9 protein-coding genes are annotated in these 11766 nt (G+C 53.8%); 8 read left to right on the top strand and 1 reads right to left on the bottom strand.

Translation table 11 applies throughout. From position 1 onward, the window contains the following. Positions 1-122: 122 nt before the first annotated feature. Positions 123-2342 (bottom strand): ATP-dependent Clp protease ATP-binding subunit, encoded by a 2220-nt coding sequence (locus FD37_RS12330; protein WP_045808501.1) that lies wholly within the window; start codon positions 2340-2342, stop codon positions 123-125. Between the two features lie 355 nt (positions 2343-2697). Here FD37_RS12330 and FD37_RS12325 point away from each other — a divergent pair, with 355 nt between their 5' ends. The 8 genes from FD37_RS12325 (at position 2698) to FD37_RS12290 (ending at position 11099) form a co-directional block, all read left to right on the top strand. Beyond that, the gene (locus FD37_RS12325) at positions 2698-2898 is read left to right on the top strand and encodes a hypothetical protein (protein WP_045808502.1); all 201 of its coding nucleotides are present in this window, start codon (positions 2698-2700) and stop codon (positions 2896-2898) included. A gap of 163 nt (positions 2899-3061) precedes the next feature. After that, complete coding sequence (locus tag FD37_RS12320) at positions 3062-3328, top strand: phosphocarrier protein HPr (protein WP_024748106.1); 267 nt, start codon at positions 3062-3064, stop codon at positions 3326-3328. Then, positions 3328-5058 (top strand): phosphoenolpyruvate--protein phosphotransferase, encoded by a 1731-nt coding sequence (gene ptsP, locus FD37_RS12315; protein ID WP_045808503.1) that lies wholly within the window; start codon positions 3328-3330, stop codon positions 5056-5058. The genes FD37_RS12320 and ptsP overlap by 1 nt, the downstream gene beginning before the upstream one ends. Before the next feature lie 273 nt (positions 5059-5331). Beyond that, the gene (locus FD37_RS12310; protein ID WP_045808504.1) at positions 5332-6510 is read left to right on the top strand and encodes a glycosyltransferase family 4 protein; all 1179 of its coding nucleotides are present in this window, start codon (positions 5332-5334) and stop codon (positions 6508-6510) included. 12 nt (positions 6511-6522) lie between these two features. After that, a complete protein-coding gene (locus FD37_RS12305; protein WP_056965465.1) occupies positions 6523-7545 on the top strand; it encodes a glycosyltransferase family 4 protein in 1023 nt (340 codons plus the stop codon). A gap of 7 nt (positions 7546-7552) precedes the next feature. After that, entirely contained in the window at positions 7553-8587 is a 1035-nt protein-coding gene (locus FD37_RS12300; protein WP_056965464.1) for a lysylphosphatidylglycerol synthase transmembrane domain-containing protein, read from the top strand. Positions 8588-8661: 74 nt separating this feature from the next. Then, positions 8662-8898 carry a YkuJ family protein gene (locus FD37_RS12295; protein WP_024748111.1) on the top strand — a complete coding sequence of 79 codons (237 nt, stop codon included), beginning with the start codon at positions 8662-8664 and terminating at the stop codon, positions 8896-8898. Between the two features lie 137 nt (positions 8899-9035). After that, positions 9036-11099 (top strand): LTA synthase family protein, encoded by a 2064-nt coding sequence (locus tag FD37_RS12290; protein ID WP_056965463.1) that lies wholly within the window; start codon positions 9036-9038, stop codon positions 11097-11099. Positions 11100-11766 lie beyond the last annotated feature (667 nt).

The raw sequence follows: 11766 nt of genomic DNA, 5'->3' as shown, positions 1-11766 counted from the left end.
ACTGGGTGGTACCAAGTTGCACCGGGCAACTGGTGCCGCTGGGCCGTGGTCACCGTCTCTTTACCGGGGCAACAAAAAAGGCGCCCGCCGGGAATGGCGAACGCCTTTACATCAAACGATTTTTAAGCTTCCGGGGAACTCGTGGTGGCCTCGTCGGCACCCAGAACGATCTTGCCGTCTTCAATCTTGGCAATCAGGTTCTTGGTTTGGGCGTGGTCGAGATAGTAGTCCGCGATGCGGTCTTCAATCTCTTCCTGGATGACCCGCCGTAACGGCCGGGCCCCCATGGCCGGATTGTAGCCCTCGGTGACCAGCTTCTCTTCGACCGGTTCCGTGACGTGCACGTGCAGACCTTGAGCGGCCAGCATCTGGTTGACGTCACCGATCATCAGGTCAACGATCTTCATCAGGTTCTCCTTCGAGAGGGAGTTGAACTCGATGATGTCGTCGAACCGGTTCAAGAATTCGGGACGGAAGTAGTTGGTCAGCCGGTCCAAGACGGAGTGGGTCTTCCCACTGGCCTCGGCCCCGAACCCAACGTTGGCTTCGACGTCACCGGTCCCGGCGTTACTGGTCATGATGATTAGCGTATCCTTGAAGGAAACCGTCCGACCTTGAGAGTCGGTCAGCCGCCCGTCGTCCAGAACCTGTAAGAACATGTTCATGACGTCGGGGTGGGCCTTTTCGATTTCGTCCAAAAGCACCAGGGTGTACGGGTGACGACGAACCTGTTCGGTCAACTGACCGGCTTCTTCGTACCCGACGTAGCCAGGTGGCGACCCGATCAGCTTAGAGATGGAATGCGGTTCCATGTACTCCGACATGTCGAACCGGATCATCGCGTCCTCGGAACCGAAGAGTTCGTTGGCTAATTGCTTGGCTAATTCCGTCTTACCGACCCCGGTAGGACCGACGAACAGGAAGGAGCCAATTGGCCGGTCGGTCCCGTTCAGACCGATCCGGTTCCGCCGAATCGCCCGGGCGACCTTGTCGACAGCCTGGTTTTGACCAATGACGTGTTGCTCCAAATCACTGCCCAAGCTCTTCAATTGGTGCTGTTCCTTGGCCTGCAGTTCACCGACGGGGATGTTGGTCCGTTCCTCGACGATGGCCTGCATGTCCTTTTCCGTGACCTCAGCGGACTGGTTCTGGTCGGCGTTCGTGGCGCTTTCCTTGGACTTGTTCAGCTTGGTAACTTGGTCCCGGTAGTAGGCGGCCTTTTCGTAGTCTTCCTGCTTGAGGGCCGCTTGCTTTTGTTTCTCGGCGGCGTCGATCTTTTCGTCAATGGCGTGCGGATCGGCGACGTTGATGGTTAAGTTCTTCCGCGAACCGGCCTCATCGAGTAAGTCGATGGCCTTGTCCGGCAGGTACCGGTCTTGGATGTAGCGGTCGGATAACCGCACCGCGGCTTCAATGGCCTGGTCCGTGTAGTGAACGTGGTGGTAATCTTCATATTTCTTTTGAATGCCCTTGAGAATCTTGATAGCTTCCTCGGGACTGGGTTCGTTGACCGTGACGGGTTGGAACCGACGCGCTAACGCCTGGTCCTTTTCGATGTCCCGGTATTCGTTCAACGTCGTGGCCCCAATCAGCTGGAAGTCACCCCGGGCCAGTGCGGGCTTCAAAACGTTGCCCGCATCCATGCCGCCCTCGGCATTCCCGGCGCCCATAATTTCATGGATTTCGTCGATAAAGAGAATGATGTCAGGGTTGGATTGGACTTCCTTCATCAGTTGTTGCATTCGTTGTTCGAATTGGCCCCGGATACCGGTGCCTTGAACCAACGAAACGACGTCGAGACGAATAATCTGCTTATTCGTCAGTTTTTGCGGAACGTTGCCTTCGACGATTCGCTCGGCTAAACCTTCAACGACCGCCGTCTTCCCAACCCCGGCTTCACCAATCAGGACAGGGTTGTTCTTCGTCCGCCGGTTCAGGATTTCGATGACTTGCGCCGTTTCCTTGTCCCGACCGATCACGGGGTCAATTTTGCCGTCTTTAGCAAGTTGGGTGAGGTTCAGACCATACTGACTCAGTAAGCCGTTGCCGTTACCTTGGTTCCCAGCGGGTTGCGTTGGGCGTCCTTGGTTGCTAGCGGCTTGCCGGTAGTCCGCTTGGTTGGCGTCGTTGCCGCCACCTTGCATGGCCCGGAAAATATCATCCAGGTTGCCAAAGCCGAATGGATCTTGTGCCATACGGCCACCTCCATTTCCAGAGTTGTTCTGCTGCTGCTTGAGTAGTTGATAGCAATTTTGGCATAGGTCAACTTGTTGCCGTTGTCCGTTAACGCTCATGTATAGATGAATCGTTGCGGGATTCCGGTGGCAATTTTGACAGAGCATGTGTTGTTCGTCTCCTTTCTATAATGGCGTTAACGTGCCAAAAAAACACGTCGGTCGTGCGGTCAAAATTTCTTTGACCTTTCTTGACCATTAGCCACAGTATACCGCGTTCGTCGAAGCTTGCAAGTAATTTGCTTGCCCCGGCGACCAACGATTAAGGGGGCACGTCTTCCGAACGCCTTTATTTTAGCACTCTCAATTATAGAATGCTAAAAACCATCTCCTAATTTCCGGAAAAAAGGGGAATTTCTTTGACCTGTTAGGAATTTCACCGTAGAATATGGAAGATAGTGTGAGCGTTGGCGGGGCCAGACAACGACGGAACCCGCCAGCGTTGGGAAAAGGGGGCAGACAGATGGCACAGGATTACACGGAGCTGATGAACCAACTCAAGGATCAGAAAATTGATCAGTTTGAGATCGGCCCAGAGGAGTTTCCAGCTTTTCAACAAGCCTTCATGGCGTTCGATACCCGGAAGCGGATTATCGGCCAGGCCCATAAAGGTGGGAAAATCATCTATCGTTACGATCACGACGTGGCGAACCAGGATGCATAACCCGTTTTTGATGAAAGCGGTTCAGTATCGCTTGTAATTTTACGGTGAGATTGATATTCTTAGTAAGTAGGCATGACGTCGGATGGTTGTTTGATCATTGCGCAAGATCAAGGCGCCACGCTCGATAAGAATTCAACCTAAGCTTAAAGGAGATCGATCATTTATGGAAAAACGCGAATTTCATATTACGGCTGAAACGGGGATCCATGCCCGTCCAGCAACCTTGTTAGTTCAATCTGCAAGCAAGTTCAACTCAGAAGTGAGCTTACAATACCAAGACAAGTCCGTTAACTTGAAGTCCATCATGGGCGTGATGTCTTTAGGTGTTGGCCAAAACGCTGAAATTACCATTACGGCGGATGGTGACGACGAAGCCGATGCAATGGCTGCCGTTGCTGAAACGTTGAAAAAAGAGGGTTTATCTGACTAATGAGAGCGATGCTCAAGGGAATCGCCGCGAGTGATGGGACCGTGTGTGGTCAAGTCTATCGCTTGGTCGAGCCGGACCTTACCGTTCAGCGGCGAACAATTACGCATCTGGATAACGAATTAAATCGATTCCATCAGGCCCTTGAAGCAGCCGTCTCCGACATTGAGACGATCAAAACTCGTGCAACTAAAAACCTGGGCGCTGACAGTGCCCAGGTTTTTAGTGCACACATTGCCATGCTCCAGGACCCGGAATTGAAGATGGCCGTGGAGCACGAGATCACGACCCAGCACGTGAATGCCGAGGCGGCGGTCAGCAAGGTCGCCCACGACTATGAACAATCTCTCAAAGCTTTGAAGGACAATCCTTACATGCAGGAACGAATCACCGACCTGCACGACGTGATCAAACGGGTCACGGCGAAGCTCCTGAACGTCACGTTACCGGATTTGGCGTTGGTCAATCATCCGGTCATCGTGGTCACCCACGACCTGATCCCCAGCGACACCGTGTCGGTCAATCCCTGCTACATCTTGGGCTTCGTGACCGATTTAGGGGGTCGGACGTCGCACTCGTCCATTCTGGCGCGGTCGTTGAACATCCCGGCGGTGGTCGGGACCCAGACCGCGACACAGGAGTTGACGGAGGGCAGTACCATCATCTTAAATGGTGATCGGGGTCAGGTCATCGTGGGGCCGAGCCAGGAAGAACTGGCCACGGCGCAACAGGAGATGCAGGACCGAACGGAAAACCTCGAACGGTTGGCCAAGCTGCAACACCACGAGACCACGAGTCAGGATGGCGTGGGGGTGACGCTGGCGGCCAACATCGGGACACCCAGTGACATGCCCAATATTTTACGGAACGGTGCCGAGGCGGTCGGGTTGATGCGTACCGAGTTTCTGTACATGGATACGGATCACCTCCCCAGTGAGGACCAGCAGTTCGCGGCCTACAAGGAAGTAGTGACCGCGATGGCCCCACATCCGGTCGTGATTCGGACCCTGGATATCGGGGGGGACAAGCCCCTGCCGTACCTGAAGCAAAAGCCGGAGGCCAACCCCTTCATGGGGGCCCGGGCCATTCGGCGCAGCCTGACGCACCAGGAGGCCTTTCGGAGCCAACTACGCGCTCTCTTGCGGGCGTCGGCGTTCGGCCAACTGCGGATCATGTTTCCCATGATCGCCACGTTGGACGAGTTCCGGCAGGCCAAGGCCATCTACGACGATGAACGGTCCAAGCTGACGGTGAACCAGGTACCGTTGGGGGACGTCAAGGTCGGCATGATGGTCGAGGTGCCCGCGGCGGCGCTCTTAGCGGACCGTTTCGCGCAGGAGGTCGACTTCATGAGCATCGGGACCAACGACCTGATCGGGTACACCATGGCGGCCGACCGGACGAACCAGGACGTCGGGTACCTGTATCAGCCGTACCATCCGGCGATTCTGCGGTTGGTGAACCGGGTCATCACGGCCGGGCACAATGCCGGGATTCCGGTGGCGATGTGTGGCGAGATGGCCGGCGATCCGATTGCCGTGCCGTTGCTGTTGGGGATGGGCCTCGACGAGTTCTCGATGGGGGCCGGGTCGATCCTAAAGACCCGCGAGCTGATCGGCAAGTTGAACGCCCACGACCTGCAGTCGTTGGTGGAGACGGCCCTGAATTCGGCCAGCACCAGCCAGGAGGTCATTACCATGGTCCAAGCGGCGGTGCCCGGAATCTTAAATTAACCAGAAGATTTGAAAAGAGTCGTGGACCGGTAAAGGGTCCCGGCTCTTTTTTTAACGCCACCTACAGGCAATCAGGGGAGGCAATCGGTGACGGTCATCCATCGCCGGAGACGCTTAATCAGTCAGTGGGACCAGCGCACCACGCTTTCGATTTTTTACGGGGGTGTTGGTTGCGGTTTGCAATCATCTAGGGAAACCCATATAATTGTGATGATTGTAAAAGAAACGGTCTTAAATCAAGTCAGTTTGCACAGATCCAAGGGGGGATTGGCAATGAACATTGGCATATTTACGGATACCTATTTCCCTCAGGTGAGTGGGGTCGCGACGTCGATCAAAACGTTGCGGGACCAACTCGAAAAACAGGGAAATCAAGTATACATTTTTACGACCACTGATCCGCACGTGGAGCGCAACGTGTATGAGCGCAACGTCTTTCGGTTCTCGAGTATTCCGTTCGTGTCGTTTACGGACCGGCGAATCGCCGTTCGGGGACTGTTCCAGGCGTACCAGATTGCCAAGGAACTGAATTTAGACATTATTCATACGCAAACCGAATTTTCCATGGGGTGGATCGGCAAGTTCGTGGCCCGGAACCTCGAGATTCCGTGTCTGCACACCTATCACACCATGTACGAGGATTATCTGCATTACGTGGCCAACGGCAAGATCTTAAAGCCGGTCCACGTGAAGCAGGGGACCCTGGCCTTTTGTTACCACCTGACCGGCGTGGTCGCCCCGAGTGATCGGGTGCTGACGACGCTGACCGACTACGGGGTCAAGGCACCGATCCGGGTCATTCCGACCGGGGTCAACCTGCACCAGTACGAGCAGCCGGATACGGCGGATCTGCGACGGCAGTTGGGCTTTGCCCCGGATACGCCGGTCATTTTGTCACTCAGCCGGTTAGCCTATGAAAAGAACATCACGGCCAGCATCGCGGCCATGCCCCGGATTCTCGCGGCCGTGCCGCAAGCGCAGCTGCTGATCGTCGGGGAGGGGCCGGCGCGTGAAGACCTGGAACAACAGGTCCGCGACAGCCAGTTGGAGGACCACGTCCACTTTACCGGGGAGGTCAACAACGACGACGTTTTCCGGTACTACCACATGGCCAACGTGTTCCTGTCGTCGTCCGATTCGGAGTCCCAGGGACTGACCTACATCGAGGCCATGGCGGCGGGCACCAAGATCGTCGTGATGACCAGTCCGTACACCGACGAGCTGTTGTCGAGTCGGGCCCTGGGGGTCACCTTCAAGACCACCGATGAGATGGTCGCCAACGTGATCGATTACCTGCGTCACGGGGATGACGAGCAGGATCCCGAGCTCTTGGCGTCAAAGCTATCGGAGATTTCCGCCGACACCTTTGGCCAACGGATCGTCGCCTTTTACCGCGACGCCCAGGTCAGCTACGAGCAGGCGCACGAAGATACCCCGGACTTTAGTGATTAGAGGAGTTATTGGATGCTAAAAATTAACATGTTTTCCGCCGCGGATTCGGTCAAGGGTCAGGGGGTCGGCAGTGCGTATAACGAACTGATGAACCTGATGAAGACCCGCTTGAACCAGGACTTCACGGTGACGGTCAATCGCTACGGTAAGGCGGATATTTCCCATTACCACACGATTAACTTTCCTTATTATCTGTCGACGTTTCTTCCCGGGCGGGGCCGCAAGATCGGCTACGTCCACTTTTTGCCGGAAACGTTGGAGGGTAGTTTGAAGATTCCCCAGCCATTCCGGGGAATTTTTTATAAATACGTGATTGCCTTCTACAAACGCATGGATCACATCGTGGTGGTCAACCCCACCTTTATCCCGAAGCTGGTCGCGTACGGCATCCCGGAGGAGCGGGTGACCTATATCCCGAACTTCGTGAGTCGCCAGGAGTTTTATCCGGTCGACGCCGCTAAAAAGCAGGCGTTGCGGCGGCAGTACCACTACGCCGAGCAGCGCTTTACGATTCTGGGGATCGGGCAGATTCAGGAGCGCAAGGGGCTCTTTGACTTTATCAAGCTGGCCCGCAACAATCCCGACCTGCAGTTTATCTGGGCGGGGGGCTTTTCCTTTGGCCGGATCACCGATGGGTACGCCGAGCTGAAGAAGGTCGTCGATGATCCGCCGGCCAACCTGAGCTTTCCGGGGATCGTCGACCGGGACAAATTAGTTGACTACTATAACCTCGCCGACCTATTCTTATTACCATCTTTTAATGAACTGTTTCCGATGTCCGTTTTGGAGGCGTTTAGCACCGGGACGCCCGTCATGTTACGGGACCTGGACCTTTACCACGCGATCATTGCGGGGGACTACGCGCCGGCCAAGGACTACGCGGAGATGAACCAGTTGCTCCAGACGCTGCCCCACGATTCCGCGGCGCTGGCGCACTGGCATCAGCAGAGTCTCGCCGCTGCGGACCGCTATTCGGAGGAACACTTGGCGCAGATCTGGCGGCAGTTCTATCGGCAACAAGCAAAAGAGGGGTAAGGCAGGCATGTCACGAAGAAATAAATGGGTTCTCGCACTGATGCTCCTACTAGGGGTGGCGATCTTTGCCTTTTCACTGCGCGACATTAAGTTTTCGGTTCTGATCAACGACTTCGTCCACATCAATTTCTGGTGGTTCGGGGTCGCCGTGCTGTGTATGGTCATCTACTTGGGGTTAGAGGCCGTCATCGTGAAGGTCTTCATCTCGGACCGGATCCAGGGATTCACCTTTAAGGACGCCATTCGGATTCCGCTGGTGGAACAACTGTTCAACGGCATCACGCCGTTCTCGTCGGGGGGCCAGCCCGCCCAGTTGATTGCCCTGATGCAGACGGGGGTGGACGCGGGGAAGGCCAGCTCGGTCCTCCTCATGAAGTTCGTGGTCTTTCAGTCGATGATCGTCATCAACTTCCTGGTGGCCCTGGTCATTGGTTTTAACTATATTCAAGATAAACTCCACGCGTTGGCCTGGCTGGTGGTCTTCGGGTTCACCATTCATTTGGCCGTCATCGTGGGCTTACTGATGGTCATGTTCTGGCACGCCTTCACCAAGCGGGCGGTCGCCGTGGTCCTGTACCCGATGCGCTGGTTCATGAAGCGCGAACGCTTTGACCGCATGGCCCACAATATCGACAGTAAGATCGATTCGTTCTACGCCGAAAGCGTGCGAATCAGCGGCAAGGGCAAACTGATGCTGAAGGTCTTCGGCATTACCTTTGTCCAACTGCTGTTCTATTACCTGATTCCCTACTTCATCATGCTGGCCCTGGGCTACACCACGGCCAACATCGTGATGGTGACCAGCCTCCACGTGCTGATCGTCATGGTGATCTCCCTGTTCCCGATTCCTGGTGGGTCGGGCGGGGCCGAGTACAGCTTTGAAATGATTTTTAAGAGTTACATCGCCTCGAACAGTAAACTCGTGCTTGCCATGATCCTCTGGCGGTTATTGACCTACTACTTCGGCATGTTGGCCGGGTTAGTCGCCATGGTGATTCGGCCGGACAAGGTGGTTGAGGAACCTGATTCGATAAATGAGTGAGTTTTTTGCATTAGGGCGTGCCAAGCGGCCTCAAGTTTGGTAAAATCATAGTGAAGCTAGAAAGGGGACCAATCATGGAAGAATCTCAACTGATTGGCATCATCAATCGCTTGAAGGCGATGCAAGAGGATGCCGTCGACGAGCCACAACCCCGTCGATTCGAAAAAGCCGGCGTGGAGCAAGCAATGGTCGTATACAACGCGGCTAACCAAACTTACACGTTAACTGAGCATAATCCGGAAACAACATTCGAGTTTGATAACATTGATTTAGTGGCTATCGAATTATTCGATTTATTGACGGACAACTAACAAAACTATGGCTACCATAGTTTTGTTTTTTTATAGGCGAAAAGTTGAACTTTTTCCAAAGGTTGGCCATTAGAATTGATTACCCAGGGCTATCGGCTATACTGGAGTAATGTTAACTATTTTGTGGAGGCAGTCTCATGGCAAACTTTATTAAACGAAGGATGAACTGGGTGAATACCCGTATGGGGTTCTTCCTGTTGATCGTTGGTTTATTTTGGATTAAAACGTACATTGCCTACCAGACCGAATTTACGTTAGGGGCCAAGGGGAACGTGCAGCAATTTCTGTTGCTGATCAACCCGCTTCCGGCCGCTCTGCTGGTCTTTGGTATTGCGCTGTATTTCCGGGGCCGGTTAGCATACTGGCTCATGTTGATTATCGACTTCTTAGAGTCGACTTGGATCTTTGCCAACGTCGTCTATTACCGGGAATTCTCGGATTTTCTGTCGTTTGGCATCATGAAGGGGTCCAGTGACGTTCAGAACAACCTGGGGAAGAGTCTGGCGCAGATCACTCACCTGTACGACTTTTTTGTCTACGTTGATCTGGTAATCCTGATCGTCTTGCTCCTGACCCACGTGATTCGCATCGATCCGCGGCCCTTCAAGCGGCGTTATGCGTTGACCATCTCGGTCTTGTCGTTCGGCTTGATGTTTGCCGAATTCGGCATGGCCAACGCCGACCGGTCGGGGCTGTTGACGCGGACGTTTGACAATAACTACATCGTGAAGTACCTGGGGCTGAACGAATACGCCGCCTTCAACGCGTACCAGACGCAGAAGGAAAGTGCGACGCGGGCCAGTGCGAACGCCAGTGACATGAAGAGTGTCCTGAAGTACCTGAAGAATAACCGAGTCGGACCCAACGTTTCATACTATGGTAAGGAGAAGGGGAAGAACGTCTTCATCATTCACCTGGAGAGTTTCCAGCAATTCCTGTTGGACTACAAGGTGGATGGGAAGGAAGTTACCCCGACGCTGAACAAGTTCTATCATAATAAGAACACCCTGTCCTTCGACAATTTCTATAACCAGGTCGCCCAAGGGAAGACCTCGGACGCGGAAATGATGTTGGAAAACTCGCTGTTCGGGCTGCCTCAGGGGTCAGCGATGACCACGTATGGGACCCAGAACACGTTCCAGGCGGCCCCGGCCATCTTGAGCCAGGAGGGTGGCTATACGACGGCCGCGTTCCACGGGGATGTCCCAAGTTTCTGGAACCGGGACAACACCTACAAGTCGTGGGGGTACCAATACTTCTTTAGTTCCAGCTACTACACGCAGAAGGCTAACTATAGCGTGGGGTATGGACTCAAGGATAAGATCTTCCTGCGCGACTCGGCGAAGTACCTGGAGCAGCTGCCCCAGCCGTTCTACGCCAAGCTGATCACGCTGACCAACCATTACCCGTATGAGCTGGATAAGAAGAACGTCGATTTCCCAGCCACGAAGACCGGCGATAAGACGGTGGATCCGTACGTTCAGACGGCCCATTACCTGGACCAGGCGTTCGCGGAGTTCATCACGTACCTGAAGAAGGTGGGCCTGTACAAGAACAGTGTCATCTTGGCTTACGGGGACCACTATGGGATCTCGAACAACCACCGGCCCGCCATTGCCCAATTATTGGGGAAGAAGACGGTCACCAGCTTTGATCTGGCTCAGTTCCAGAAGGTGCCGCTGATGATTCACGCGACCGGTCTCAAGGGGGGCATCAACCACACCTACGGGGGTGAAATCGATGTCTTGCCGACGTTGCTGGACCTGCTAGGGGTCAAGAACACCAATACGGTTCAGTTTGGTCAGGACTTGTTGGCGAAGAACCGGAACCAGACCGTTGCTTTCCGGAACGGGAACTTTGTCTCGCCGACCTATACCAAGATTGGGGGGACCGTCTACGATACGAAGACGGGGAAGGTCCTGAAATTGACGAGTGCGCAGAAGAAGACCGTAGACCAGCTCCAGAACCACGTGACGACGGAACTGTCGTTGTCCGACCGGGTCATTTACGGGGACTTGCTGCGGTTCTACACGCCGAAGGGCTTCAAGAAGGTCAATAAGAGTAGCTTTACCTATAAGTTGAAGCCAGCGATGGAACGTCTGGCGGATGCGGAAAAGAAAGAAAAGACCAGTGTCTTGGCTAAGAACGATGGCAAGAGCACCGTTTCCGAATACAAGACCGATGCACCAGAATTGAAATAGTCTCATCGTAGCGGGCCGTTATCAGCAGATGACGGTCCGCTTTTGATATTCGGGTGAGTGTGTGCCCAAAGCAAGTCGGCGATTGATGGGGGCCGGAATCGGTCACTGGAGATGTACGTTTCGGCAGTGGCTATTTGAAGTGCCAGCAGACACCCAGGGTGTTTGTGTCAGGCACAGTTGTATTCGAGTGGTGAGTAAGGTTCGTTAGCTCCTAGGGATGATCACGTGATGCGTGTTCTGGTCGTCAGCGGGCGGAAACTAGAGAAGGAGGGGGGCTTTGATCTGGGTGTAGGAAGGCCGTGGGTGATTTATTTCAGTAAATATTCATTTTCCGCTTGACCAATAGCTGAGATATTGGTAAACTATTTTTTGTTGTCAATTGCGGAACAGCGCAATCAACGAACAGTGGATTATCACGATTTAACAATTTGAAAAAAGGCTTGACGGCTGTTTCGATAATTGATATAGTAATAAACGTTGTCACGGATATTTATTCAACTTCTGGTTAAACATTCGATATTTATTCAAAATAATGTTTAAAAAGTTGTTGACACGATATTGACGACATGCTATACTTTAAAAGTTGTCACGAAGCAATTACTTCTGACGATTTGGTAGACCTTTGAAAACTGAACATTGTTTCGACAAACCAAATATGTGTAGGGCG

The sequence above is a fragment of the Levilactobacillus spicheri DSM 15429 genome (assembly GCF_001435095.1).
In the GTDB taxonomy this organism is placed as follows: Bacteria; Bacillota; Bacilli; order Lactobacillales; family Lactobacillaceae; genus Levilactobacillus; species Levilactobacillus spicheri.
This window is presented reverse-complemented; position numbering and strand designations above follow the sequence as displayed.

What these genes read in the sequence shown, in the direction of transcription:
- FD37_RS12330 (WP_045808501.1), bottom strand. Translation starts at nt 2,342, where the DNA reads ATGCTCTGTCAAAATTGCCACCGGAATCCCGCAACGATTCATCTATAC.
- FD37_RS12325 (WP_045808502.1), top strand. Translation starts at nt 2,698, where the DNA reads ATGGCACAGGATTACACGGAGCTGATGAACCAACTCAAGGATCAGAAA.
- FD37_RS12320 (WP_024748106.1), top strand. Translation starts at nt 3,062, where the DNA reads ATGGAAAAACGCGAATTTCATATTACGGCTGAAACGGGGATCCATGCC.
- ptsP (WP_045808503.1), top strand. Translation starts at nt 3,328, where the DNA reads ATGAGAGCGATGCTCAAGGGAATCGCCGCGAGTGATGGGACCGTGTGT.
- FD37_RS12310 (WP_045808504.1), top strand. Translation starts at nt 5,332, where the DNA reads ATGAACATTGGCATATTTACGGATACCTATTTCCCTCAGGTGAGTGGG.
- FD37_RS12305 (WP_056965465.1), top strand. Translation starts at nt 6,523, where the DNA reads ATGCTAAAAATTAACATGTTTTCCGCCGCGGATTCGGTCAAGGGTCAG.
- FD37_RS12300 (WP_056965464.1), top strand. Translation starts at nt 7,553, where the DNA reads ATGTCACGAAGAAATAAATGGGTTCTCGCACTGATGCTCCTACTAGGG.
- FD37_RS12295 (WP_024748111.1), top strand. Translation starts at nt 8,662, where the DNA reads ATGGAAGAATCTCAACTGATTGGCATCATCAATCGCTTGAAGGCGATG.
- FD37_RS12290 (WP_056965463.1), top strand. Translation starts at nt 9,036, where the DNA reads ATGGCAAACTTTATTAAACGAAGGATGAACTGGGTGAATACCCGTATG.